The 23,968-nt window shown below is 70.8% G+C and carries 23 protein-coding genes; 15 read left to right on the top strand and 8 right to left on the bottom strand.

Annotated elements, in window-relative coordinates; all coding sequences use genetic code 11:
• Window positions 1-2 precede the first annotated feature (2 nt).
• Window positions 3-1,655: a PucR family transcriptional regulator gene (locus ACFWXQ_RS00865; RefSeq protein ID WP_383947948.1), complete on the bottom strand. Its 1,653-nt coding sequence runs from the start codon at window positions 1,653-1,655 to the stop codon at window positions 3-5.
• 239 nt (window positions 1,656-1,894) lie between these two features.
• On the opposite strand from ACFWXQ_RS00865, the gene ACFWXQ_RS00860 reads away from it, so the two are divergent.
• The 3 genes from ACFWXQ_RS00860 (at window position 1,895) to ACFWXQ_RS00850 (ending at window position 7,574) form a co-directional block, all read left to right on the top strand.
• A complete protein-coding gene (locus ACFWXQ_RS00860; RefSeq protein WP_383947951.1) occupies window positions 1,895-3,154 on the top strand; it encodes an aspartate aminotransferase family protein in 1,260 nt (419 codons plus the stop codon).
• Between the two features lie 122 nt (window positions 3,155-3,276).
• Window positions 3,277-6,126, top strand: coding sequence for an FAD-binding and (Fe-S)-binding domain-containing protein (locus tag ACFWXQ_RS00855; RefSeq protein WP_383947987.1), 2,850 nt, complete (start codon window positions 3,277-3,279; stop codon window positions 6,124-6,126).
• Between the two features lie 5 nt (window positions 6,127-6,131).
• Window positions 6,132-7,574: an NAD-dependent succinate-semialdehyde dehydrogenase gene (locus ACFWXQ_RS00850; protein WP_386267492.1), complete on the top strand. Its 1,443-nt coding sequence runs from the start codon at window positions 6,132-6,134 to the stop codon at window positions 7,572-7,574.
• Window positions 7,575-7,640: 66 nt separating this feature from the next.
• Here the strand turns inward: ACFWXQ_RS00850 and ACFWXQ_RS00845 are convergent, their stop codons facing one another.
• Window positions 7,641-8,057 carry a hypothetical protein gene (locus tag ACFWXQ_RS00845; RefSeq protein WP_383947954.1) on the bottom strand — a complete coding sequence of 139 codons (417 nt, stop codon included), beginning with the start codon at window positions 8,055-8,057 and terminating at the stop codon, window positions 7,641-7,643.
• A gap of 217 nt (window positions 8,058-8,274) precedes the next feature.
• On the opposite strand from ACFWXQ_RS00845, the gene ACFWXQ_RS00840 reads away from it, so the two are divergent.
• On the top strand, window positions 8,275-8,748 hold the full coding sequence (locus tag ACFWXQ_RS00840; RefSeq protein ID WP_383947993.1) for a DUF5990 family protein: 474 nt from the start codon (window positions 8,275-8,277) through the stop codon (window positions 8,746-8,748).
• 104 nt (window positions 8,749-8,852) lie between these two features.
• Window positions 8,853-9,611, top strand: coding sequence for a nuclear transport factor 2 family protein (locus tag ACFWXQ_RS00835; protein ID WP_383947956.1), 759 nt, complete (start codon window positions 8,853-8,855; stop codon window positions 9,609-9,611).
• Window positions 9,612-9,628: 17 nt separating this feature from the next.
• Here ACFWXQ_RS00835 and ACFWXQ_RS00830 read toward each other — a convergent pair whose 3' ends face one another.
• Both ACFWXQ_RS00830 and ACFWXQ_RS00825 read right to left on the bottom strand, forming a co-directional pair.
• Window positions 9,629-10,453 carry a hypothetical protein gene (locus tag ACFWXQ_RS00830; protein ID WP_383947959.1) on the bottom strand — a complete coding sequence of 275 codons (825 nt, stop codon included), beginning with the start codon at window positions 10,451-10,453 and terminating at the stop codon, window positions 9,629-9,631.
• 243 nt (window positions 10,454-10,696) lie between these two features.
• A complete protein-coding gene (locus ACFWXQ_RS00825; protein ID WP_383947962.1) occupies window positions 10,697-11,143 on the bottom strand; it encodes a hypothetical protein in 447 nt (148 codons plus the stop codon).
• A gap of 222 nt (window positions 11,144-11,365) precedes the next feature.
• On the opposite strand from ACFWXQ_RS00825, the gene ACFWXQ_RS00820 reads away from it, so the two are divergent.
• The 3 genes from ACFWXQ_RS00820 (at window position 11,366) to ACFWXQ_RS00810 (ending at window position 15,780) form a co-directional block, all read left to right on the top strand.
• Window positions 11,366-12,415 (top strand): ArsR family transcriptional regulator, encoded by a 1,050-nt coding sequence (locus tag ACFWXQ_RS00820; RefSeq protein WP_383947965.1) that lies wholly within the window; start codon window positions 11,366-11,368, stop codon window positions 12,413-12,415.
• Window positions 12,416-12,727: 312 nt separating this feature from the next.
• On the top strand, window positions 12,728-13,903 hold the full coding sequence (locus ACFWXQ_RS00815; protein ID WP_383947996.1) for a serine hydrolase domain-containing protein: 1,176 nt from the start codon (window positions 12,728-12,730) through the stop codon (window positions 13,901-13,903).
• Window positions 13,904-14,157: 254 nt separating this feature from the next.
• Window positions 14,158-15,780, top strand: a complete 1,623-nt coding sequence (locus ACFWXQ_RS00810; protein ID WP_383947999.1) for a cellulase family glycosylhydrolase — start codon at window positions 14,158-14,160, stop codon at window positions 15,778-15,780.
• 68 nt (window positions 15,781-15,848) lie between these two features.
• On the opposite strand, the gene ACFWXQ_RS00805 is transcribed toward ACFWXQ_RS00810, so the two are convergent.
• Together ACFWXQ_RS00805 and ACFWXQ_RS00800 are read right to left on the bottom strand one after the other, a co-directional pair.
• On the bottom strand, window positions 15,849-16,553 hold the full coding sequence (locus tag ACFWXQ_RS00805; RefSeq protein WP_383947968.1) for a GAF and ANTAR domain-containing protein: 705 nt from the start codon (window positions 16,551-16,553) through the stop codon (window positions 15,849-15,851).
• A 112-nt stretch (window positions 16,554-16,665) separates the two neighbouring features.
• Window positions 16,666-17,040 (bottom strand): MerR family transcriptional regulator, encoded by a 375-nt coding sequence (locus ACFWXQ_RS00800; RefSeq protein ID WP_383947971.1) that lies wholly within the window; start codon window positions 17,038-17,040, stop codon window positions 16,666-16,668.
• A gap of 79 nt (window positions 17,041-17,119) precedes the next feature.
• Between ACFWXQ_RS00800 and ACFWXQ_RS00795 the strand changes: the two genes are divergently transcribed.
• The 3 genes from ACFWXQ_RS00795 to ACFWXQ_RS00785 all read left to right on the top strand — a co-directional run bounded on the left by ACFWXQ_RS00795 (window position 17,120) and on the right by ACFWXQ_RS00785 (window position 19,236).
• Window positions 17,120-18,022, top strand: coding sequence for an NAD(P)-dependent oxidoreductase (locus ACFWXQ_RS00795; RefSeq protein WP_383947974.1), 903 nt, complete (start codon window positions 17,120-17,122; stop codon window positions 18,020-18,022).
• Between the two features lie 82 nt (window positions 18,023-18,104).
• Window positions 18,105-18,536: a PPOX class F420-dependent oxidoreductase gene (locus tag ACFWXQ_RS00790; protein WP_383947976.1), complete on the top strand. Its 432-nt coding sequence runs from the start codon at window positions 18,105-18,107 to the stop codon at window positions 18,534-18,536.
• A gap of 352 nt (window positions 18,537-18,888) precedes the next feature.
• Window positions 18,889-19,236 carry a hypothetical protein gene (locus ACFWXQ_RS00785; RefSeq protein ID WP_383947979.1) on the top strand — a complete coding sequence of 116 codons (348 nt, stop codon included), beginning with the start codon at window positions 18,889-18,891 and terminating at the stop codon, window positions 19,234-19,236.
• A gap of 92 nt (window positions 19,237-19,328) precedes the next feature.
• On the opposite strand, the gene ACFWXQ_RS00780 is transcribed toward ACFWXQ_RS00785, so the two are convergent.
• Window positions 19,329-19,805, bottom strand: a complete 477-nt coding sequence (locus ACFWXQ_RS00780; RefSeq protein ID WP_383947981.1) for an ATP-binding protein — start codon at window positions 19,803-19,805, stop codon at window positions 19,329-19,331.
• Window positions 19,806-19,890: 85 nt separating this feature from the next.
• On the bottom strand, window positions 19,891-20,064 hold the full coding sequence (locus tag ACFWXQ_RS00775; protein ID WP_269649886.1) for a CsbD family protein: 174 nt from the start codon (window positions 20,062-20,064) through the stop codon (window positions 19,891-19,893).
• Window positions 20,065-20,237: 173 nt separating this feature from the next.
• Here ACFWXQ_RS00775 and ACFWXQ_RS00770 point away from each other — a divergent pair, with 173 nt between their 5' ends.
• From ACFWXQ_RS00770 to ACFWXQ_RS00755, 4 genes are all read left to right on the top strand, one after another.
• Entirely contained in the window at window positions 20,238-21,203 is a 966-nt protein-coding gene (locus tag ACFWXQ_RS00770) for a YihY/virulence factor BrkB family protein (protein WP_383947984.1), read from the top strand.
• 234 nt (window positions 21,204-21,437) lie between these two features.
• On the top strand, window positions 21,438-21,641 hold the full coding sequence (locus ACFWXQ_RS00765) for a cold-shock protein (protein ID WP_055614959.1): 204 nt from the start codon (window positions 21,438-21,440) through the stop codon (window positions 21,639-21,641).
• Window positions 21,642-21,852: 211 nt separating this feature from the next.
• The gene (locus ACFWXQ_RS00760; RefSeq protein ID WP_383952436.1) at window positions 21,853-23,382 is read left to right on the top strand and encodes a DEAD/DEAH box helicase; all 1,530 of its coding nucleotides are present in this window, start codon (window positions 21,853-21,855) and stop codon (window positions 23,380-23,382) included.
• 142 nt (window positions 23,383-23,524) lie between these two features.
• A complete protein-coding gene (locus ACFWXQ_RS00755) occupies window positions 23,525-23,956 on the top strand; it encodes a hypothetical protein (protein WP_383952434.1) in 432 nt (143 codons plus the stop codon).
• Window positions 23,957-23,968 lie beyond the last annotated feature (12 nt).

The following is a 23,968-nucleotide window of genomic DNA, read 5'->3' as shown; positions in this document are numbered from 1 at the left end:
TGTCAGCCCAGCCGGGACACGTCGAGCGCGATGAGGGCCACGTGCAGTTCGGTCCGGTGTTCGCCGGATTCGAGGTCGAGGCCGAGCAGCCGCTCGATGGTGTGCAGCCGTTGGTAGAGCGTCTGCCGGGACAGCTCGCCCCGGCGAGCGGCGGTGGTCTTGTTGCCGGCGGCGTCCAGGTAGTGGCGCAGCGTCGTCAGCAGGCTGGTGCCGTGCCGGCTGTCGTGGTCGATGAGCTGGGCGAGCTGCCGCTCGGCGAAGCTCTGGACGCGCGGGTCCTGGCGCAGCGCGTACAGGAGGTGCCGCAGGCCGATGTCGGACAGCTCGTGGAAGGGTTTGTCCGTGGAGTGCGGCAGGGCCGCCTCCGCCACCCGTGTCGCCTCGCGGAAGGAACGGGCCGCGCGGGAGAGGTCGGTGACCTCGGAGCCGACGCTCACGACGGCCCCCGCGTCCAGGTTCAGCGCGGTGCGGCCGAGCTGTTCGACCGTGGGCCGCCAGGACCCGGAGGGGCGCAGGGACAGCAGCACGCCCACGCGTCCGGGGGCCAGTTCGCCCACGAGGGCGGGCACGGTCACCGTCCGCAGGTCCTCGGCCAGCCGGGTTTCCAGCTCCTCGCCGCCCGGGTGGGTGCGGGTGTCGACCAGGACGGCGAGGAAGCGGCACTCCTCGGTGGGCAGGCCCAGCGCGGCGGCGCGCGCCCGGGCCTCGTCGGGCGAGCGGTGGCGCTGTTCGGCGATGTCCCGCAGCGTGTTGCGGTGAGCGCTTCGCTCCCAGGTCGTGGCGTGGATGAGACGGGCGATGGTCAGGGTCATCGCCGTCCGCTCCAGCACGGCCACGTCCTCGGGGCCGAACGACGGGGTACGTGGGGCACGGGTCGGGGCGGGCAGCATGATGACGCGGCCCCAGGGTTCGCCCCGGTACTCCACCGGTGCCACGAGCCAGTCCTCGGGACCGAGCACCTCGGTGTGGTCGCAGGCAGGCGTCGCCCGGGAACGCCGCTCCCATCCGGTGAGCGCCTCCTCCACGGTCCGGCCCGAGGGCTCGCAGATCACCGCATGGTGGACCAGGTTCTCCAGCACGACGGTGTGGCCGCTCGTCTCCGCCGCCGCCCGGACCACCTCCTCCGGTGAGGCGCCGCGCAGCGTCAGCGCGGTGAACGCCTCGTGGATCTGCTGGGTCCTGCGCATCGCCTGCATCTGGTTGCCGACGATGAGCGCGTGGACGACCTGGGTGACCTCAAGGAAGTTGACGTCCTTGGACAGGGTGACGAGCGGCAGACCACGGCTCCGGCAGGCGTGCACCAGCGCCTCGGGCGGGCGGTGGTACCGGCGGACCAGTTCGATGACGAGGGCCGCCGCACCGATGTCGGCGAGCTCGTCCACGTACCGCCGCACCTCGGCAGGCTGCTCCGGCAGCGGCATACCGGTGGTGAGGACGAGCTCCCCGCCCTTGAGGAACGAGGCGGGATCCGTGAGTTCGGTGATGTGCACCCACTGGACCCGCCGGTCGAGACCGGACTCGCCTGCGACGACCCGGGGCTGCCCCGCGGCCAGCACGGGAAGCCCCAGCACGTCGCCCACGGTGAGGGGACGGCCCGTCACGGCCTCCGGCTCGTCCCCGTGCGGCGGTCCGGCCGTCCGGCGTTCCTCACTCACGGTGCCTCCATACGTGCCCGGCCACTCTGACAAGCCCCCGCCACCTGCGCAAGGTCGTGCCGACGGCCGTTGACCGGGCCGTTGACGACGTTGCCCGCCCGAGGAGGTTGACACAACGTCCAAATGCCGTGCCCGGAGCGGACAGATCAGACGTTGTGACGGTCCGGCTCCCTGGAAATGCTGAAGACGCCGAGCGAGAAACGACCGAGCGACATCCGACACACCGCCGGGAGACGAACATGACCACACTGTCGCCGCACCTTCGCCAGGCCACGCCCGTGGTGGCGGTCCGAGGCGAGGGCGTCCACCTGTACGGGGAGGACGGCCGCCGCTATCTCGACTTCACCGCCGGCATCGGTGTCACCAGCACCGGCCACTGTCACCCCAGGGTCGTGGCCGCCGCGCAGGAGCAGGTCGGCACGCTGATCCACGGCCAGTACACGACGGTCATGCACCAGCCGCTGCGGCAACTGGTCGACAGGCTCGGCGAGGTGCTGCCGGCGGGGCTGGACAGTCTGTTCTTCATGAACTCCGGCAGTGAGGCGGTGGAGGCCGCGCTGCGACTGGCCCGACAGGCAACCGGCCGGCCGAACGTCCTGGTCTGCCACGGCGGTTTCCACGGCCGGACCGTGGCCGCCGCCTCCATGACCACCTCCGGCACCCGCTTCCGCTCCGGCTTCTCACCGCTGATGAGCGGAGTGGTCGTCACCCCCTTCCCGACGGCCTTCCGGTACGGCTGGGACGAGGAGACCGCCACCCGCTTCGCCCTCCAGGAACTCGACTACACGCTCCAGACGATCTCCTCACCCGACGACACGGCCGCCATCATCGTCGAGCCGGTCCTCGGCGAGGGCGGATACGTGCCAGCGAACCAGGCCTTCCTTGAAGGACTGCGCGAGCGGGCGGACCGCCACGGCTTCCTGCTGATCCTGGACGAGGTACAGACGGGAGTGGGCCGCACCGGCCGCTTCTGGGGCCACGACCACTTCGGCGTCACCCCGGACATCCTGGTCACCGCCAAGGGCCTGGCCAGCGGCTTCCCGCTGTCGGGCATCGCCGCCTCCGAGGAACTGATGCGGAAGGCCTGGCCCGGTTCGCAGGGCGGCACGTACGGCGCCAACGCCGTCGCCTGTGCCGCGGCCTGCGCCACCCTCGACGTCGTACGCGACGAGAAGCTCGTCGAGAACGCCGAGGCGATGGGAGCCCGGCTGCGGGCCGGTCTGGAGACGGTCGCCTCGAACACCCCCGGCATCGGGGACGTACGAGGGCTCGGCCTGATGCTCGGCACCGAGTTCGTGACCGAGGACGGGCAGCCGGACTCCGCTACGGCCGCGCGTGTCCAACGGGCCGCGGTGGACGAGGGGTTGCTCCTGCTGCTGTGCGGCGCCTGGAACCAGGTCGTACGGATGATCCCCGCGCTGGTCGTCGACGAGACGGCGATCGACGACGGGCTGCGGGCCTGGTCCGCCGCCGTGGCAACCGGAACCTCGGCGCCGTGAGCGCTGGTCCGGACTCTCTCACGGGCCACGAGACGGCGCCGCTGCCGCCTCGCGGGCCCGGCTCGTCGGCGCCCGACGGCACCGAGGCGCTGTCGCGGCTGCTCGCCGCGACCGCCCCCGGGATGCGGGTCGACACCGGCGGCCGGACCGCCGCCTACGCGTACGACGCCTCCAACTACCGGGTGCCGCCACGGGCCGTGGCGTTCCCCCGCTCCGCCGCCGACGTCGCGGCCGTACTGAACGCCTGCCGGGAACTGGGCATCCCCGTCACGGCACGCGGCGGCGGCACGAGCATGGCGGGCAACGCGATCGGCCCGGGCGTCGTCCTGGACTTCTCCCGCCACATGAACCGCGTGCTGGACATCGACCCCGCGGCCGGTACCGCCACGGTCGAGGCCGGAGTGGTGCTCGACGACCTGCGGACGGCCGCGGGGCGGCACGGGCTCACCTTCGGCCCCGACCCGTCCTCGCACAGCCGGTGCACGCTCGGCGGCATGATCGGCAACGACGCGTGCGGCAACCGGTCCGTACGCCACGGGCGGACCGGCCGCCACATCGAGTCGCTGGAGATCGTCACCGCCGACGGCGTCCACGCGATCGCCGACCACAACGGGCTGCGCGCGGCCGATCCCTCGGACACCGCGTCCGTCGAGCGCGTCGTCCGACTCGCCGACGAGGTAAGGCAGTTGGTCGCGGACCATCTCGCGCTCATCCGGACCGAGCTCGGCCGGATCCCGCGGCAGGTCTCCGGCTACCAGCTTCAACACCTGCTGCCCGAGCACGGCTTCGACATGGCCCGCGCCCTGGTCGGTACCGAGGGCACCTGCGCGGTCGTCGTCGCCGCGACCGTCCGCCTCGTGGAGACGGCTCCCGCCTCGGCTCTGCTGGCCCTCGGCTACGACGATGTCGTGGACGCAGCCGAGGACGTACCGGAGATCCTGCGCTGGTCGCCCACCGCGGTCGAGGGCATGGACGAGGCCATCGTCGCGACCATGCGCGCCCGCCGGGGAACGGACTCCGTCACCGGGCTGCCCGGCGGACGGGCCTGGCTGTACGTCGAACTCGACGGCGACGAGGAGGAGTTGGTCACCGGCCGCGCGGCCGAACTCCTCGACACCCTCAAGGCGCGCGGGCGGATGGTGGACGGGCGGCTGGTGGCGAGCCCGGGGGAGCGGCGGTCCCTGTGGCGGGTCCGCGAGGACGGCGCAGGTCTGGCCGCCCGCCTGCTGGACGGCGGGGAGTCCTGGCCGGGCTGGGAGGACGCGGCCGTCGCCCCGGAGGACCTGGCCGCCTACCTGCGCGACTTCCGCGCACTGCTGGCCGCGCACGAACTGACCGGCGTCCTGTACGGGCACTTCGGCGCGGGCTGCGTCCATGTGCGCGTCGACTTCGACTTCGCCACGGACACCGGCCGGGCCGCCGCCCGCCGCTTCCTCCAGGAGGCGGCCGCGTTGGTGGTCAGGCACGGCGGCACACTCTCGGGCGAGCACGGCGACGGCCGGGCACGCGGTGAACTGCTGGAGGTCATGTACAGCGACCGGATGATCCGGGCCTTCGCCGCCTTCAAGCGCGCCTTCGACCCGGAGGGGCTGCTGAACCCGGGCGTCATCGTGGCACCGGCCGCGCTCGACGCCGACCTGGCCCTGCACGGCCCGCCGGTACCGGACGGCCGCCCGACGCTCTTCACCTTCCCGCACGACGACGGCTTCGCCGGCGCCGCCCGCCGCTGTGTCGGCATCGGCCGCTGCCGCTCAGACGCGTCGGCGGGCGGCGTGATGTGCCCCAGCTACCGCGCCACCGGCGACGAGAACGACTCCACCCGGGGACGGGCACGGGCCCTCCAGGAGATGCTGCGCGGCGAGACCGTCCACGACGGCTGGCGCTCGACGGACGTCCGCGACGCCCTCGACCTGTGCCTGTCCTGCAAGGCCTGCTCCACCGACTGCCCCGTCGGCGTCGACATGGCCACGTACAAGGCGGAGTTCCTGCACCAGCACTACCGGGGTCGGATCCGGCCCCGCTCCCACTACTCACTGGGATGGCTGCCGCTCACGGCGGCTCTGGCCGGGCGGGTCGCGAGACCACTGAACGCGCTGCTCCGCGGGCCCGTCGGAAGGCTGCTCGCGCGGGCCGGCGGCGTCACCAGGAAACGTACGATCCCCGCCTTCGCCTCCCGGCGCTCGCTGCGGTCCGCCCTGCGCACGTCCACCGACGTGCCGACCGCACTGCTCTTCGTCGACAGCTTCACGCGCGCCTTCCGTCCTCAGGTGGCCGGGGCCACCGCACGCGTGCTCGCCGACGCGGGGCTACCCAGCGCCGCGCGGGACGGGCTGTGCTGCGGGCTGACCTGGGTCAGCACCGGCCAACTGTCCGTGGCGCGGCGGGTCATGGCACGTACCGTGGCCCGGCTCGACGGCGGACCCGACAGCGAACTGCCGATCGTCGTCGCCGAGCCCAGCTGCGCCGCCGCCCTCAAACGCGACGTTCCCGAACTGCTCGGCACCGAGGTCGCCCGACGGGTCGCGGCACGAGTCCACACCCTGACCGGCGCGTTGACCGACCTCGCCGCACCCGGCTGGAACCCGCCCCCGCTGCCGGAGTCGGTGCTGCTGCAGACCCACTGCCACGAGTACGCGACCTTCGCCAGCCGCCGCCCCCGCGATCTGCTGGCCCGCCTCGGGATACCCGAGGTGACCGAGGCGGAGGGCTGCTGCGGACTCGCCGGGAACTTCGGCTTCGAGGAACAGCACTACGACACCTCGATGGCCGTCGCCGACCTGTCGCTGCGGCCGCACCTCGACGCGGCGGCCGACACCTCACCGACCGTGGTGGCCGACGGCTTCAGCTGCGCCACCCAGATCGACCACCTCGGCCGGCTCGCGGGCGGCCGGGGAACCCGTGCCCTGCATCTCGCGGAACTGCTCGACCCCGCCGCCCCCGCCCGTGCCGACCAGCCTGGAGACACCCCGTGAGCATCCTGAACGACGTACCCAAGCAGCTGTTCATCGGCGGCAAGTGGCTGGACGCCGAAGCCGGCGCCACGATGCCCGTGGACGACCCGGCGACCGGCGAGATCCTCTGCCGGGTCGCCGACGCAGGACCCGAGGACGCCCGGCTCGCCGAGGATGCCGCCGTCGCGGCACAGGAGGACTGGGCCCGTACGGCACCTCGTGCGCGCAGCGAGATCCTGCGCCGCGCCTACGAGATCATCCTCTCCCGCACCGACGAGCTCGCCCTGCTGATGACCTCCGAGATGGGCAAGCCGCTGGCCGAGGCCCGGGGCGAAGTGGCGTACGCGGCCGAGTTCTTCCGCTGGTTCTCCGAGGAGGCGGTCCGCGTCGACGGCGGCGGCTACGGAGTGCTGCCCGACGGCCGCAACCGGATGCTGCTGACGCGCCGCCCCGTCGGCCCCTGTCTGCTGATCACGCCGTGGAACTTCCCGCTGGCCATGGGCACCCGCAAGATCGGGCCCGCGATCGCGGCGGGCTGCACGATGGTGTTCAAGCCCGCCCCGCAGACCCCGCTGACCAGCCTCGCGCTGGCCGGGATCCTCCGGGAGGCGGGCCTGCCGGACGGCGTGCTGAACGTCGTGACCACCTCACGGGCCGACAAGGTCGTCGAGCCGCTCCTGAGGGGCGGTCGCATCCGCAAGCTGTCCTTCACCGGCTCCACGCAGGTCGGGCGGATCCTGCTCGCCCAGTGCGCGGACACCGTCGTACGCGCCTCGATGGAGCTGGGCGGCAACGCCCCGTTCATCGTCTTCGACGACGCCGATCTCGACGCCGCGGTGGACGGCGCGATGATCGCCAAGATGCGCAACATGGGCGAGGCGTGCACGGCCGCCAACCGCTTCTTCGTGCACAGCTCCGTGGCGGACGACTTCGCGGCGCGGCTCGCCGAACGCATGGGGGCGCTCGTCGTGGGCCCCGGCACCCAGGAAGGCGTGGACGTCGGCCCGCTCATCGACGACGCGGGCCGCGCCAAGGTCGAGGAGCTGGTCGCCGACGCCGTCGGGCGGGGCGCCCGGGTGCTCGTCGGCGGCGCCACTCCGGACGGGCCCGGCCGCTTCTACCCGCCGACCGTGCTGGCCGGCGTGGACCCGGGCAGCCGGCTGATGGACACGGAGATCTTCGGCCCGGTGGCGGCGATCCTCACCTTTGACGACGAGGACGAGGTGATCCGCGCCGCCAACGACACTCCGTGGGGGCTCGTCGGTTACGTCTTCACCGAGGGCCTCGACCGGTCCCTGCGGGTCAGCGAGCGCCTGGAGGTCGGCATGGTCGGCCTCAACACGGGACTCGTGTCCAACCCGGCCGCCCCCTTCGGCGGCATCAAGCAGTCGGGGCTCGGCCGGGAGGGCGGCCGGGTGGGTATCGACGAGTTCTTGGAGTACCAGTACCTGGCGATGCCGGTGAAGTGACCGGCCGCGCGCCCACATCGCGCCCGGCCCGCCGCTGCGGTCCGGGCGCGCACCGGTGCGTACGGCTCAGGGGCGCGGGTCGGTTCCGTCCAGCAGAGCCACGACGTTCTCGGCCGTCTTCCGGCCGGCCCGCTGCTTGATCAGGCCCTCCTTCGCGACGGCCCGCACATGGATCCGGGTGGTCCACTCGCCCGCGCGAGTCACGTCCACGGTGATCACCACCGGGTTCATGGAGAGGGCTCCGCCGCCGGTGAGCACGCGCAGGGTCACCCGGTCCGTCGTCGCTTCGAGGACCACCGGATGTGCACCGCGGGCCATGCCGAAGAGCAGCGTACGGACGCGTTCGAGGGTGGTGTCGAAGTCCAGCGGCAGCTCACGGTCTGACTCGCCGACGTCGTTCCTCATGAAGCGGGAGGCGAACTTCCCACCGGGATTGATGCTGCCCAGGGCCTCCGCCAGGAGCCTGTCCTCCGGCTGCCGCATTGCGCCTCCCACTTCTGTGCCTGCCCAGCCTCTGTGCCTGCCGGTCGAGGCAGTTCGCCAAGAGTGCGCCACCCGTCAGGGGTTTTCAATGCGCATCTTTCGCCCCCGCCGCCCCTACCCATTCCCGTCACTACTCGGGGGCCAGCCCCCGAACCCCCGCTCCTCAAACGCCGGAGGGGCTGACCCGGCACTGGACGGCAACGCGATGATGGCAGGTATGCGCATCCGAATCGACGCCGTCGACCTGCCCGGCCGTACCGGTCCCGCCCCCGCCGACGGCAACGTCCCGGCGTACGACAACATCCATGTCGCCGTCCAACGCCGTGACCGTCCGGCCGAACTCCTCGAACCGCACCCGGGCGACGCAAAGTCGGCGACCTGGACGCTGGAGTGCACCGCGGTCACCTCACCGACCGGCACCGAGATCAAGGGCCCCTACGTGCAGGACCGGCTGGGGCGCCGGTTCATCTACCTGTCCTGGGGCACGGTCGACGAGTCCGGCGTCTTCAGCATGTTCCGCCGGGCCAAGCTCATGCTCGACGTCGTCCCGGAAGAGGTACTCGCCGCGGCCGCCCGCGAAGGCCTGCTCGTGGCCCGCCTCGGCCTGACCGACGAACGGGGCGGCCCCCTGTGCGCGCGGGTCGAACCCCCGCACGTCACATGGACCGCCGAACCCGCCGAGGCGGCCTGACCGGCCGCACACAAGAATTCCTGGCGGAGTGTCGATTCGGCGTACCGCTGTTCGTCGGTGGGGCGCAGGGGCCCACAGGGGCCTCGTCAATACCTGGAGGAAACATGAAGTACATGCTGCTGGTCTGCGGAGACGACACCGCCGACACCTCCGGCGTGGCCCCCGTCGAACCCTGGGTCGAGGAGCATGGCGTCCAGCGCGGCGTACGGCTGCACGGCCACCGCCTGCAGTCGCCCACGGAGGCGGTCACCGTGCGGGTGCGCAACGGCGAAGTGCTGCGCACCGACGGGCCGTTCGCGGAGACGAAGGAGTACATCGCCGGGTTCGACATCCTTGAGTGCGACAGCCTGGAGGAGGCCGTCGAGGTGGCGGCGAAGCATCCCGTCGCGAGCTTCGGGGCCATGGAGGTGCGCGCGTTCTGGGAGGACGGCGACGCCGAGGAGGAGATCCGCCGCCTGGACGCGGAACTGACCGCGGCCGGCCGCGACCGCGACTTCGACCGGGCGATGGCCTGCTACGCGCCGGACGTCGAGGTCTTCCACCCCGTGAGCGGTCTGGAGCAGCGCGGGATCGAGGCCCTGCGCAAGGCCGAGGAGATGTGGTTCTCCACGCTGGCCGGGCCGGTGGAGCGCGAGGTGCTCGTATTCCGCGTACGGGTCGACGAGAGCATCGCCTTCAGCCACGCCCTCGTACGGATGCGCGCCACGCTGGTCGGCGGTGGTTCGCTGGACACCACGGCACGGGTGACCACCGGTTACCGTGCGGCGGGCGACCGCTGGCAGATCGTCCACCAGCACACGTCCGTTCCCTTCGACGCGGGGATCACGGACGCGGGCATCACGGGAGCCTCCGCAACCGGATGAGGACCGGTCGAGCGCCGTCAGCCGGTCCTCAGCACGCGGTCCGCGTTGGTGACCTGCTTGCGGATGTCCCGCTTGACCGCGTCGAGTTCCCGGGTCTTCGCGCTCATCGCCCGCCGCTGGTAGGCCGCGTCGACCGAGGACCAGACGCCGATGACGTTCGTCTCGCGTTTGCACCGTACGTCCGTTTCGGCCAGGGCGATCTCGGCCCGGGTGGCCTTGGGACCCGTGAACTCGGGCTTCTTGCCCGGCGTTCGAGTCGGATCGGCGTACTGGTGGCCGTGTCGTTTCATGCAGTGCGACCAGGCGCGGAAGACCTCCACCACCCGTGGATCCTTCTGCGAGTCGCTGTAGCTGCCGATGTTGATCGTGCCGACGAGCTCGCGGTTGCCGATCTTCTCCGGGTCGCCCGACAGGGCCGCCGTGGCCTCGCCCTGGCATCCGCCGGCCGGAAGGGTGCGCCCGCGTGCGTCCTTGGCCGCCGGGGTGCCGTCGTCGCGGAGGCCCGTCAGAAGGACCATCTCTTCAGGCCCGGGCTTGGGACCCGGGCTCTTCTCCTTGGAGCGACTCGGTGCCGTGCCGGGTGCCGGGTGGTATCCGTACCGGGCGGCGAGCCGAGCGTCCGTGATCCCGTACCGGTGGGCCGTGTTGGCCGGGTTCAGTGTGCCGGTGTCCGGTGCGGATTCGGTGGGGACGGGCCAGCGGTGGCCGAACCGCTCCATGCAGGACGCGGTCAGCACCGCCCGCGCCCTGAACAGCCGGGCGACCTGCCGGTCGGTGAACAGGTAGGGCTCGATGGGCAGGACCAGCGATCCGACGCCGAGCATCGTCGGCACCCCGGTCACGGGAGGCGGTCCTGACACCTTCGGCCTCGGCTCGGCAGCCTGTCCCTCCGCACAGCCCGCGAGGGCGGCGCAAAGGACGACCGCGGCCCCGGTCCGCAGTGTGCGCTGCCTGGTTCGCGCCCGCATGTCATGTCCCCCTTGTGTGTGCGGCCGTACGAAAAGGCCCGTACGAAAGGCCCCGTACCAAGGGCTCGTACGGAAGGGCCCGTCCGAAGCTCTCGGACGGGCCCGAGCAGCCCGATGTCAGCCGACGTACCACCAGCTCATCGAGGCGTTGTTGTTCCGCACACCGCTGTTGAGCTGCCGGGAGTTGCCCGGGTAGAAGTCGTCGTAGGGAGCGCTGCCGCTCGCGTTGTAGTTCTCGTTGTAATAGATCCGCGCGGCGTAGCTCGCGTCGTTGTTCCAGGCGCGGTTCACGTTGTTCTTGACGAGTCGGCCACTGCCCTCACCGCCCGCGGCGAAGGTGTGCCCGGCGAAGTCGCTGACCCAGCCGCCGTACTTGCTCCAGGAGCTGTTGCTGGACGCGCTGTAGTAGAGGTAGATGTTGCCGTCCCAGTCGGCGCGCTGGGCCTCGGCGGGCGCGGACGCGTCGGCCTGGGCGGACGCCGGGGCGGTGGCCAGGACGGTGGTCCCGGCGACGAGAGCTGCCGCGACCGCGAGGGAACCGACCATTCGACGTGCAGTTGTCACGAAGTCCTCCGTTTGCCTACGGGCGGCGACGGAAACCGTCGGCGGTTTCCGTCGCCGTACCCCCGTGGTGACTGGCCCTGAAACTAGGCCGGTTCAGGGAACTCACAGGAACAGTTTCGGCCGTCGCCGAAAGACCAGGGCTGGCGGAATCGGAGCTATCGCACCCCGCGTTCATCGGCCAGAGTGGGGCGCCTGGGGTAGCAGCCTTTCGGGGGGAAGTTGATGCTGCGTATCCATTTCAGCGCCGAGGACCTCGGCCGTATTCGTCTGGCGACCGGGCCGGATCCTGCCTGGGAAGCCCTGCTCAGCCTTCATGTGCTCGGCGGTCCCGACATCGATGTCGAATTGCGGCGATGGCGCACGCACGTCCGGACGTCGCTGGACACGGCCGCACGGCCGTTGCTGCACCTCGTTCCGCCTCGCGGGTACTCGCCCGACTTCCTGACACCGGCCGAGGGGACCACTGACCCCGAAGCAGCCGTCGACACGATCCTGTCCACCTCGCACACTCGCCTGCGGACGGACGTGGCGACGCTCGGGCAGCAGCGGAGACTGCCTTCGTGGGCGGCCGCGCTCTCCTCGGGCCTGCCCGCGGCCAGACGGGGACTCGGCACGGCCCTGCGCCGCTATCACCGGCAGGCGCTGTACCCGTACTGGACACAGATCAGCGCCTCGGTGGACGCCGAACGGGCCCTGCGCGCCAAGGCGTTCCTGGCCGGCGGGACCGACCGGCTGCTGAGCGGGCTGCACCCCACGGTGCAGTGGCGTGCGCCGGTCCTGCAGGTGTCCTATCCCGAGGACCGGGACGTCCACCTCCAGGGGCGCGGACTGCGGCTCGTGCCCTCGTACTTCTGCCGGGGGAGGCCCATCGCGCTCCGCGACGGTTCCCTGCCCCCCGTGCTGGTGTACCCGGTGAACCGGGGCATCGACTCCTTGCGTCCCGCCGGTGCCGTGGGGAGAGCGAGCGCACTCGACCGTCTCCTCGGCCGCACCCGGGCGGCGACCCTCGCCACGATCGCGGAGGTGGAGCACGCGACCGGCAACGAGATCGCCCGCCGGCTGGCCATCTCGCCCGCGTCGGTCAGCGAACACGCGACCGTGCTGCGCGACGCGGGCCTGATTCACAGCCTGCGCGTACGCAACACCATGCGGCACACCCTCACACCACTGGGCACGGAGCTCCTGCAAGGCCGGGCGGCACGGCCCGCCGACGTTGCAGAGCAGAGCCACACGGACGGTGCGGCAGGAGCGCTCGCTCCGTCGACCAGATGAGCAACTTGGCCTTTTGGGGCAGGGGACAGCGGACATCGGACATCGGACAGTGGCGTCGGAGGCCGAGGCATGGGGGGCGGGTGCGGGACAGGCCGCCCGGCGACTGGCCGTACGGCGTGCTCGTCCTCGCTGGACGCCCGCTGAGCCCTGTAGTCTCCCCGCCGCTCCGGCCCATGCCCTGGCCCGTGCTCTGCCGACCGCTGTTCACCCGGGCCCGGCGCCCTGATCGGCTGTTTGGAGCAGGTGCGCGAGCGGTGGGCCTCCCGTGAGCCGATGCTGGGCGTGTCCTGCCCCGTCTGCCCGGGAATGATGATGCCGCTTCAGTGTCACCCTCGTCTGCGCCTGTGCCTCGTCACTGTGCTGGCCGCCGCCTCCATCGGCAGCGGGACGCTCCAACCGGCCGCCGCGGCTCCCGGCGACGGTTCCCACGACCACCCGGACCAACTGCAGCGACAGCTCGACCAACTGGTCGCCGCTCCGGGCGGCCCGCCGGGAGTGGTGGTCCTCCTGCAGAGCGGCGACAAACGCCGCGTACTGCGCGCCGGAGTCGCCGACCTGACGACCGGCCGTCCGATCGGACCCCGCGACCACACGCGGATCGCCAGCGCGAGCAAGGCCTACAGCGGCGCGGTGGCCCTGCGTCTCGTCCAGCACGGCGCCCTGGACCTCAACGACACCATCGGGGCACGACTCCCGCGCCTGCCCCGAGCCTGGGCGAAGGTGACGCTGCGACAGCTGCTGCAGCACACCAGCGGTCTGCCCGACTACAGCCGGGATCCGGAGTTCCTGCGTCTGCTCGCGGCCGACCCCCGACGGCACTTCGACTCGCGGCGTCTGCTCGACTTCGTCCGTGACGAGCGTCTGCTGTTCCGCCCTGGCTCCCAGTACCGCTACTCGAACTCGGACAACATCGCCGTCGCCCTCATGGCCGAAGCGGTGACCGGCGAACGCTACGAGACACTGCTCCGCAAGATCGTCTACCGCCCCCTGGGCCTGCACGAGACCAGCCTCCCGCAGGGGTACGAGATGGTGCGGCCCTTCATGCACGGCTACGACGTCGGTGAGGTCCCGCCGCTGGATGTCAGCGAGTTGATCGGCGCCTCCGGAGTGTGGGCCTCGGGCGGGATCATCTCCACGCCGCTGGACATGAACGGCTTCATCCGCGGCTACGCGAGCGGCGCCCTGACCTCCCCGGCCGCGCTGCGCCAACAACGCCGATGGGTGGACGGCGCCTCCGAACCGGCCGGCCCCGGCCGCAACAAGGCGGGGCTCGGCATCTTCCGCTACACCACCCGGTGCGGAGTGGTGCTCGGGCACACCGGAAACACCCCCGGCTACACCCAGCTGCTCGCCGCGACACCGGACGGGCGGCGCTCCCTCACCGTCTCGCTCACGACCCAGGTGAACCAGACAACGACTCCGGACCTGCTGCGGAAGGTCCGTGCGATGGAGGAATCGGCCGTGTGCTCGCTGCTGCGCATGGGGTGATCGCCGGAGGGGGGGCCTCGGAGGCGCCCGGTTGCGCGATCGCTTGACATGTTCCTGCCGTAGTGGGTCTATGGGAGCGCTCCCACGTTTCTTCTGATGCTCAGGTTTCTTGGCGCTCACTCCCTGGAGTCGCAGTGAGAACAACAAGAAGCACCACACGAGGCACGACAAGCAGCACGACAAGCAGCGCAACAAGCGGCACGACAAAAGGCACGACGACCAGCACGATACGAGCGAGCCACTTAGCGGCCCTCCTGACCCGACTGGTCACCCTCCTCGGGCTCGTCGCTCTCGGTGTCCTCGGTCCGGCGACGGCTCATGCCCAGTCGCCCGGTGCTCTCGCCACCGGCCTTCACATCAACGACGGCCGCCTGGTCGAGGGCAATGGCAACGACTTCATCATGCGCGGCGTCAACCACGCCCACACCTGGTACCCGGGCGAGACGCAGTCACTGGCCGACGTGAAGGCGCTCGGCGCCAACACCGTCCGCGTCGTCCTCTCCAACGGTCACCGCTGGACCAGGAACAGCGCGGCGGACGTCGCCGCCGTCGTCGGCCAGTGCAAGGCCAACCGGCTCATCTGCGTCCTGGAGGTGCACGACACCACCGGATACGGCGAGGACGCCGCGGCCGGCACGCTCGACCAGGCGGCCGACTACTGGATCGGCCTCAAGGACGTACTCGTCGGTGAAGAGAACTACGTCATCGTCAACATCGGCAACGAGCCCTGGGGCAACACCAACCCGGCCGGCTGGACCGATCCCACGATCGCCGCGATCAAGAAGCTGCGCAACGCCGGGTTCGAGCACACCATCATGGTGGACGCGCCCAACTGGGGCCAGGACTGGCAAGGCGTCATGCGTGCCAACGCCCAGTCCGTGTACGACGCCGACACGACCGGCAACCTGATCTTCTCGATCCACATGTACAGCGTGTACGACACCGCCCAGGAGATCACCGACTATCTGAACGCCTTCGTCAACGCCGGACTCCCCATCCTCATCGGTGAGTTCGGCGGGCCTCCCGACCAGTGGGGTGACCCGGACGAGGACACCATGATGGCGGCGGCCCAGCAGCTCGGGCTCGGCTATCTGGCCTGGAGTTGGAGTGGCAACACCGACCCGATACTCGACCTGTCGATCGGGTTCGATCCCAGCCGGCTCAGCTCATGGGGCCGGCGCATCTTCAACGGCGCCAACGGAATCGCCCAGACGTCCAGGGAAGCGACCGTCTTCGGCGGCGGCAACCCGGGGGACACCCAGGCCCCGACCGTCCCCGGAACCCCGGCCGCCTCCGCGGTGACGGCCACCTCCCTCACCCTCACCTGGACCGCCGCCACCGACAACGTCGGCGTCACCGGATACGACGTCGTCCGCGTCAGCGGCGGCTCCGAGAGCACGGTCGCCGCCTCCACCACCAACACCGTCGCCGTGACAGGCCTGACCGCCGACACGACGTACACCTTCGCCGTCTACGCCCGCGACGCCGCCGGGAACCGCTCGGCCCGCTCGGCCACGGTGAATGTCAGAACCGACGAGGGCGGCGGCACGCCCGGTGCGGGCTGCTCGGTCGGTTACCGCGTCGTCGGCGAGTGGCCGGGCGGCTTCCAGGGTGAGATGACCATCCGCAACACCGGCACCACCGCCATCAGCGGCTGGACACTTGCCTTCGCCTTCGCCAACGGCCAGACCGTCACCAACATGTGGGGCGGGACCCCCACCCAGAGCGGCGGCGCGGTGAGCGTCACCCCCGCCTCCTACACCTCGACCATCCCCGCCGCCGGCTCGGTCACCGTCGGCTTCACGGGAAGCAAGGGCGCCACCAACACCGCTCCGACTGCGTTCAGGCTCAACGGCAGCACCTGCGCCACCACTTGACCCGCCTCGCCCTTGCCGGTGGGGGCCGCCGGCCCCCACCGGCAAGGCAGGTCTGTTCCCGGCCGCGGTCAGCCCGGCTTCTCGCCTGTCTCGCAGATCAGGCGGGCGATCTCGCGCAGTTTGATGTTGCGGTCCTGCGATGCCTTCTTGAGTACCTTGAAGGCCGTGTCCTCGGTCAGTCCGTGCCGCTCCATGAGGATGCCCATGGCCTCGCCGATCTCGTGCCGGGTCTCCATGGCGTGGCCGAGCTGCTGATGCGTACGGGCCGCGGAGAAGGCCACGGCCGCGTGCGAGGCGAGGATCCAGCCGGCACGCTGAGCGGCCTCGTCGAAGGTGCCCGGCTGCCGGGAGTACACATTGAGGGCGCCGAGATCGTCGTCCTCGGTGAAGAGGAGAAAGCCCATCGCGCTTCCCATGCCCAGCTTGTGCAGCTCGGGGGCGAAGCGGGGCCAGCGGGCATGGGGTTCGCGCAGGTCCTGGATGGTGTAGACCTGCTGGCGGTCGGTCACCGCGTCGAAGCAGGGGCCTTCCCGCAGATCCTGCTGGATCCGGTCCGCGCGGCGCACGAGATCGCTCGTCGCCGCCAGCGCGTGCACCTCGCCCCGCCGCACGGTGAGGATGCCGGCGTGGTCGCATCCGTTGATCAGGACCGTCGCATGCTCCACGATGCGGTCCAAGGTGTCCTGCGCCGAGTCCTGGGCCAGCAGATCCCGCGCCATCTCCGCCAGGGCGACGGCGAACCGCTCCCAGATCTCGCCCGGCTCATCGGCCATGTGTCACCCGCTTGTGTGGTCGAAGCGCCCTCGCCGCTCCGCTGGGGGCCCATTTTGCCATCCGGGCGTCCCCGTCGCGTAGTGCAGTCCGGACCGGTCCGCCGGAGCTCGATCACGCCTGGGATTCCTCCGACACCCGCCGCTCGGTGGCGCCGATGTAGTCGTGGAGGACCTGACGGGAGCGGGTGAGCGTGTCGATGTGTTCGTCCAGCCCCTGCAGGCGCGCCCGAAGGGTGTCCAGCAGTTCCGGACAGGGTTCGAGATCGGGGGCCGTGCCCGTGACGCAGGGCTGCAGGTACCCGATCTCCTCGGTCGACAGTCCGGCCTCCAGCAGCCGCCTGATCTGGACGACGGTCAGGACGGCGTCGTCCGGGTACTCGCGGTAGCCGCTGCTGCCGCGGCCGGGCTCCAGCAGCCCCTGGGCCTCGTAGTAACGCAGCTGATGCGTGCGGACCCCGGTCCGCCGGCTCAACTCCCCGATCAGCACGCCGATTCCCCCTTGACCTTCATACCGGTGTGAACGTTGACGATTCTGCCATGACCACCAACTCATCCAGGGGGAGCACATGACACAGAATCGCGATGCCGACCGCACGCCCGTGACGATCATCGGACTGGGGCTGATGGGCCAGGCACTGGCCGGAGCGTTCCTGCGCGACGGGCACCCCACGACCGTGTGGAACCGCACGGCCGAGAAGGCCGGACCGCTGATCGCACAGGGCGCGACACTCGCGGACTCGATCGGCGACGCCGTCGCGGCCAGTCCACTCGTGGTCGTCTGCCTCTCGGACTACGACGCCGTGCACAAGCTCCTCGATCCGGTGGGCCAGGCCCTCGACGGCCGGGTCCTGGTGAACCTGACCTCGGGCACCTCGGAGCAGGCCCGCGAGACGGCCGAGTGGGCGGCGCGGCACGGCGGCGACTACCTCGACGGCGTGATCCTGGCCGTCCCTGCGGGCATCGGCACGGGGGACGCCATCATCGTCTACAGCGGGCCCGGGCCGGCCTTCGACCTGCACGAGCCCACGCTGAGGAGTCTGACCGCGGCAACGACGTACCTGGGCGAGGACCACGCCCTGTCGTCGCTGCACGACATGGCCGTGCTGGGCCTGATGTGGGGCGTCCTGAACGGATTCCTGCACGGTGCCGCGCTGCTCGGGGCGGCGGGGGTGGACCCCGTGGGGCTCGTCCCGCTCGTGAGGCAGGGGATCGGGATCGTGACCGACTGGCTGCCCGGCTACGCGCAGCAGATCGCCGAGGGTACGTACCCGGCCCTCGACGCCACCCTCGACACCCACCGGGCCGCCATGGAGCACCTCGTCCACGAGAGCGAGTCCCGCGGTGTCAACGCCGACCTGCCCAGGTTCATCCAGGCCCTGGCCGACCGGGCCGTGGCCGACGGACGCGGCGGTGACGGCTACGCGGCGATGATCGAGCAGTTCCGCAAGCCCTCGGAAGCGCGATCATGACCGCCCGTCGGCCTCGCTCCGCCGCCCGTCGGCCTCGCCCGGTCGGGAATAGCCGGGCCGGGGTGGCGACTTGGCCCTGGACATGACCGCCACACCATTCGACCCACGCACACTGCTCGCGGAGAGCCGACTCGGCGTTCTCGCGACGATCAAGTCGGACGGCCGCCCCCAGCTGTCGCCCGTCATGCCCTTCTACGACCGGGAGGCCGGTGTTCTCTACGTTTCGATGACCGAGGGACGAGCCAAGACGGCGAATCTGCGCAGGGACCCGCGAGCGGCACTGGAGGTCACCGGCCCCGACGGAGGGTCGTGGGCGACGGCCGAGGGCACGGCGACCCTCACCGGGCCGGGAACGGACCCCCACGGCCCGGAGGTCGAGGCGCTGGTGGACTACTACCGGCGCGCCTCCGGTGAGCACCCGGACTGGGACGAGTACCGCTCGGTGATGGTGACCGACCGTAGAGTGCTCATGACGATGAGCGTCACTCACGTGTACGGCGCCAGGATCCGCTGAAGGCACCACGGCGAGCGTCGCCCGGAGCGGGCCCGGGCGGCGCACCCACCGCCGGAACGTGCTCATCGCCATGACGCGCGGGGCTTGAAACCGGGGAGCGCGGGCTTGAAACCGAGGAGTGGTATTCCGTAACCGGGACACCCGTCGGTCACGAGGGCCGGACGAGCGGCTCCGGAGAGTACTCCGGAGCCGCTCCGGCCCAGTTGTCAGTGCTCTCCGCAACAATGCGGAGCAGCGAGAACGTCATCGTCCCGGCGATGCGCGATCGCACCCGTTCGACGAAAGGCCGCCCGTACATGACGCCCGCCCTCCACCGCCGAGCTGTGCCGCGCACCCTGGACGGAGACCGCTGATGAAGCTCCGAGCCGTCCCGCGCACACCCGCTCCGCTCGGCCCCGGCGGTGCCGAGGTTCTGCGTCTCATCACGGTGCAGCGAGTTCCCGTCTGGCTGACCGTGCACGCCAACGGCCGTCGCCGGTACGGCTACTGGCAACCCCTCAGCTCCGGTGCCGGACTCGGCGTCTGCCATGTGGCCCTGCCCACCGACGAATGCGACGCGCTGCAGGCGGCGGGCCGGATCGTACTGGGGGACCCGGTCGTGGACCCGGCGAAGACCACGTACCCCGTGCGCCCCGCGGAGCCGGGTGCCCCACCTGTGGCCGGCACACCACGTCAGACCCGGCAGGCCCTCTCCGCGTGAACCGAGGGCCCTCTCGCCACGGGGCGGCTCAAGATGACTGAACGCTGAGGCAGGAAGGCGGTGCCCGTCAGAAGGAGGGCGGTGCCCGGCCTCTACCGGGGTGAGAGCGGGACGACGGCGGTGATGCGCTTTCCTCCGGCGTCGAGCTCCGAGATCGTGATGTCACGGGCGAGATGGCAGACGATCGGCCAGCCGTGGCCTCCGACCCGCATGAACCCGCGGTCGTCGATGTGCCGTGCCGATGTGGGCAGTTCCCCGCTGCGGTCGCTCACCGACAGGCGTACGTCCCAGTCGTCCAGCGTCACTTCGAACTGGGTGACGCCGCCGCCGTGCAGCATCGCGTTGGTGGTGAGCTCCGAGGCGACGAGCAGGGCGTCGCCGACGGCCTCGTCACCCGCCACGGTGTCGCGGTCACCTGCCACGGTTTCGCGGCTGCGGGATCGTCGTGCGCCTTCGAAGGCGTGCCTGACCGCCTCGCGCACCTCGGCCGGACTGCGCGGTCCCGGTGAACGAGGCCGGCCGGGGACCGTCACCGTTTCGACCGGGTGCGTCCGGTGCTCCGCGCACATTCTTCGCTCCTTCGCCTTGAAAAGACCCGAAAGTCGGCGGGCCCGCCGCAGCGCGCGACGGGCCCTGCGGAATTGATGATCACCATCAGTGCCGGAATATGTCCTTCGTCTTTTCCTTGGCCTGGCGGGCGTCACCCTTGGACTGCTCGGCCCGGCCCTCGGCGGTCAGCCGCTCGTTGCCGACAGCGCGGCCTGCAGCCTCCTTGGCCTTGCCCTTGGCCTGCTCCGTCTTGGCTCGTGCCTTCTGGTTCCTGGCCACTGGGGATCACGTCCTCACTGCATCGGTGGTGCGCTCTACTATTACGGCTGACCGGGGAAAGCCCGTCCAAACACGGGTGGGTCGAGAATTCGGCGGGCTTCCCCCGAAGGGCCGAATCATTCCTGACCCGGAAAAGGATTCACCGAATTTCACAGAACGAGGAGAAGTGAGCGATGGGGACCGCTGAGCACGTTCCGCAGACGCGGGACATGATCGGGGAGGAGCTGTCCGGTGACGAGGCGCTCACCGCGCTGCGGCACTACGGAGGCCGTCGCCTGCTGGTGGACGCGTTCTCCCGCTTCCGCTACGCGGACGGCTTCACCAGCGCACGCTCCCTCGGCTTCCAGGTGGTCCTCGGCATGGTGCCCTTCACCATCGCCCTGGTGGGCGTCGCCACCACCGTCCACACCGAGAGCGTCGGCCGGATCATCGAACTCACCCTCAGCCGGATCGTGCCCGGCGCCAGCGCCGACCTGGTCGAGGACGCCCTGGCCGAGACCGAGCGCAGTGCCGGGTCCGGGATCTGGAGCGCCCTGGCGATGTGGCTGGGCCTGGCCTTCGCCGTACTCAATCTGGCCTCGGCCATGGCCCAGGTCGAAAGGGGCGCCAACCGCATCTACGGGATCGAGCGCGACCGTCCGCTCCTGGCCAAGTACGGCCGGTCCCTGCTGCTCGCCCTCGCCGCGGGCATGCCGATGGTCCTCGGCTTCCTCGTCCTGGTCGCCGGTGACGCGGTGGGGGAGTCGGTCGTCCAGGCCCTCGGCTGGTCGCGCGACAACCTCGACTGGTGGGGGCCGCTCCAGGTGCCGCTGGGCGTGATGTTCGTCTGGGTCGCCTCGGCGGTGATCTTCCGCTGGGCGCCCCGCAGGGACCAGCCGGGCTACACCTGGCTCGCCTTCGGCTCGGCGGTCCATCTGGTGCTGTGGGTCGCGGCCACCTGGCTGCTGGCGTTCTACGTCGCCAGCAGCGGGTCCTTCGGCGCCGTGTACGGCCCGCTCACAGCCTTCGTCGCGCTGCTGCTGTGGGCGAACCTCACCGGCATCGCGCTCTTCCTCGGTGTCGCCTTCGCCGCCCAGCTCGAAGCCGCCCGCGCCGGGATCACCGACCCCGTGAAACCGGACCCGGGGCCCGGTCCCTGATCACCTCGTCGTGGCTCGTAACGATCAGGGCGGGTCAGCCGTTGCCGTATGGGTGTGTCGTGATAGTCTTGATCCAGTTGCAATTGTAGTTCCCGCACACTTCAAGTGGCTCGGATGATTACATATCGCCGGGCGCTTTTGTATTTCCGGCGCTCTTTCCGGACGGGTTCATTGCGGCGACGCAGGGGTTCACACAGTGCGGACCCCCGGGTACTGCCCCGAAGGGGAAATGACATGGCTACTGGAACCGTCAAGTGGTTCAACTCGGAAAAGGGCTTCGGCTTCATCGAGCAGGAGGGCGGCGGCCCCGACGTCTTCGCCCACTACTCGAACATCGCCACCCAGGGCTTTCGTGAGCTCCAGGAGGGCCAGAAGGTGAACTTCGACATCACCCAGGGTCAGAAGGGCCCGCAGGCGGAGAACATCACGCCTGCCTGACGTCGAATCGCACAAGGCAGCTGGGGTCCCACCTCGCGGTGGGGCCCCAGCTTGCTGATTTTCCAGGAAGTCCCGACCGGGACTTCCCTCTTGTGTCATATCGCTGCGGCCGGCGCTTTTTCCGGTCCCGCAGCCGGCTCGTTCTTGCAATTCGTTCGGCTCGCGTCCGCCGAGAATTCCTCGATACGTGCCCTATCGAGGAAGGTTCTTCATGAACCGTTCAGCTCGCACGAACGATGGTTTTTCCAAGGGCCGCAAGGACGGCTTCGGCGGTTCGGGCCGGGGCGGCCGTGCCCGCCCGCAGGGCCAGGGGCGGCCCGTCACCCGGTCGGGTGGCGGTGGGCGTCGGCCCGCCGCGCTGCAGGGCGAGTTCACGCCGCCCACCACCGTCAACCCGGGCCTTCCCGCCGTCGCTACCTTCGGTGAACTGGGCCTCCCCGCCGAGTTGCTGGACACGCTCACCCGCCTCGGCGTGACCGAGCCGTTCCCGATCCAGGCCGCCACGCTGCCGAACTCCCTCGCGGGCCGTGACGTCCTCGGCCGCGGGCGCACCGGCTCGGGCAAGACGCTCGCCTTCGGCCTGGCACTCCTCGTGCGCCTGGCCGGGCGGCGTGCCGAGCCCCGGAAGCCGCTCGCGATGATCCTCGTTCCCACCCGTGAGCTGGCCCAGCAGGTCACCGACGCGCTGACTCCGTACGCCCGGCCGCTCAAGCTGCGGCTTGCCACCGTGGTCGGCGGTATGTCGATCGGACGGCAGGCCGGGGCGCTGCGGGCCGGTGCCGAGGTCGTCGTCGCGACCCCGGGCCGTCTCATGGATCTCGTCGAGCGCAAGGACTGCCGTCTGGACCGGGTGGAGATCACCGTCCTGGACGAGGCCGACCAGATGGCCGACATGGGCTTCATGCCCCAGGTCACCGAGCTGCTCGACCAGGTACGGCCCGACGGCCAGCGGATGCTGTTCTCGGCCACCCTGGACCGCAACATCGACCTCCTGGTCCGGCGCTACCTCCACGACCCGGTGGTCCACTCGGTCGACCCCTCGGCGGGCACGGTCACCACGATGGAGCACCACGTGCTCTATGTGCACGGTGCGGACAAGCACGCCGCCGCCACCGAGATCGCCGCCCGCGACGGGCGGGTGCTGATGTTCCTGGACACCAAGCACGCCGTGGACCAGTTCACCCGGCATCTGCTGGGCAGCGGGGTGCGGGCCGCGGCGCTGCACGGCGGCAAGTCGCAGCCCCAGCGCACGCGCACGCTGGCCCAATTCAAGGACGGCCAGGTCACGGTGCTGGTGGCGACCAATGTCGCGGCCCGAGGCATCCACATCGACGACCTCGACCTCGTCGTCAACGTGGATCCGCCCGCCGACCACAAGGACTATCTGCACCGCGGAGGCCGTACGGCCCGTGCCGGGGAGTCCGGCAGTGTCGTCACGCTGGTGCTGCCCAATCAGCGCCGTGACATGACCCGTCTGATGTCCGACGCCCGCATCAGGCCGCAGATCACCCAGGTCCGCTCGGGCGAGGCCGAGCTGAGCCGCATCACCGGTGCCCGGGCGCCCTCCGGGATTCCCGTCAACGGAAGCGCGCCGGTCACGGAGCGCCCCCAGCGCGGCGGCACTCCCTTCCGCGGCATGGGCACCCGTCCGGGACGCGCCGGTGGCGAGTCTCGCCGCTCCGCCGAGGCTCGGCAGACGGCCGAGGCCCGCAAGGCCGCCCGGGTCCGTCGCGGCGCCTAGGGCCTGTCGGACAATTCCCGTCTGCCTGTCGGGCAGGCCCTGGACCGGGCGCAGGACGGTTCCTGAGTGGCGGCGGGCGCGGAGATCCACCATTTTGGACCCAGATGCGATCATGTTGGCCACATCGGGGAAGTCGAGTCCCATGAGCGAATCAGAGTTTCCGCCCGAAGACCGGCCCGTGGACCTCTATCTCGACCTGTTGCGCGTGCGTATGGCGCCGTCGGACTACGCGGTGCTGCTCCGCATGGTCGAACCAGTACTGGAGGCGATGCAGGAGCAACGCGCTGGGCCGATCGAGTTGAGTCTCGAAGGCCAGGACGGCGCCAGCGTCTCGCAGGAGGTCCGCGACGAGGCGTCCCTCGTCGTGGCCGTCGCCGTCACGGGACGGCTGGACAACCAGATCGTCGAGATCGAGACCGAGGAGGTCGGACCCGTCAGGGTCGTCACGGACTCCGGCACCGCGGCCGACCCGGCCCGCTGCCAGGAGATCGCCGACTTCATCGGTGAACGGCACCGCCAGGACGAGGAGCTGCGCGGCATCGCGGAGGTGAGCGGCCTGCCCACCGATGTCTGACCCCCGCCGCGG

It is taken from the genome of Streptomyces sp. NPDC058697 (assembly GCF_042715345.1).
Classification (GTDB): domain Bacteria; phylum Actinomycetota; class Actinomycetes; order Streptomycetales; family Streptomycetaceae; genus Streptomyces; species Streptomyces liliifuscus.
This window is presented reverse-complemented; position numbering and strand designations above follow the sequence as displayed.

Bases quoted from the DNA above. Each gene is read 5' to 3' on its own strand.
- ACFWXQ_RS00860 (WP_383947951.1), top strand. From the start codon at position 1,895: ATGACCACACTGTCGCCGCACCTTCGCCAGGCCACGCCCGTGGTGGCG.
- ACFWXQ_RS00855 (WP_383947987.1), top strand. From the start codon at position 3,277: ATGCGGGTCGACACCGGCGGCCGGACCGCCGCCTACGCGTACGACGCC.
- ACFWXQ_RS00845 (WP_383947954.1), bottom strand. From the start codon at position 8,057: ATGCGGCAGCCGGAGGACAGGCTCCTGGCGGAGGCCCTGGGCAGCATC.
- ACFWXQ_RS00840 (WP_383947993.1), top strand. From the start codon at position 8,275: ATGCGCATCCGAATCGACGCCGTCGACCTGCCCGGCCGTACCGGTCCC.
- ACFWXQ_RS00835 (WP_383947956.1), top strand. From the start codon at position 8,853: ATGAAGTACATGCTGCTGGTCTGCGGAGACGACACCGCCGACACCTCC.
- ACFWXQ_RS00820 (WP_383947965.1), top strand. From the start codon at position 11,366: ATGCTGCGTATCCATTTCAGCGCCGAGGACCTCGGCCGTATTCGTCTG.
- ACFWXQ_RS00815 (WP_383947996.1), top strand. From the start codon at position 12,728: ATGCCGCTTCAGTGTCACCCTCGTCTGCGCCTGTGCCTCGTCACTGTG.
- ACFWXQ_RS00805 (WP_383947968.1), bottom strand. From the start codon at position 16,553: ATGGCCGATGAGCCGGGCGAGATCTGGGAGCGGTTCGCCGTCGCCCTG.
- ACFWXQ_RS00795 (WP_383947974.1), top strand. From the start codon at position 17,120: ATGACACAGAATCGCGATGCCGACCGCACGCCCGTGACGATCATCGGA.
- ACFWXQ_RS00790 (WP_383947976.1), top strand. From the start codon at position 18,105: ATGACCGCCACACCATTCGACCCACGCACACTGCTCGCGGAGAGCCGA.
- ACFWXQ_RS00785 (WP_383947979.1), top strand. From the start codon at position 18,889: ATGAAGCTCCGAGCCGTCCCGCGCACACCCGCTCCGCTCGGCCCCGGC.
- ACFWXQ_RS00780 (WP_383947981.1), bottom strand. From the start codon at position 19,805: ATGTGCGCGGAGCACCGGACGCACCCGGTCGAAACGGTGACGGTCCCC.
- ACFWXQ_RS00770 (WP_383947984.1), top strand. From the start codon at position 20,238: ATGGGGACCGCTGAGCACGTTCCGCAGACGCGGGACATGATCGGGGAG.
- ACFWXQ_RS00765 (WP_055614959.1), top strand. From the start codon at position 21,438: ATGGCTACTGGAACCGTCAAGTGGTTCAACTCGGAAAAGGGCTTCGGC.
- ACFWXQ_RS00760 (WP_383952436.1), top strand. From the start codon at position 21,853: ATGAACCGTTCAGCTCGCACGAACGATGGTTTTTCCAAGGGCCGCAAG.
- ACFWXQ_RS00755 (WP_383952434.1), top strand. From the start codon at position 23,525: ATGAGCGAATCAGAGTTTCCGCCCGAAGACCGGCCCGTGGACCTCTAT.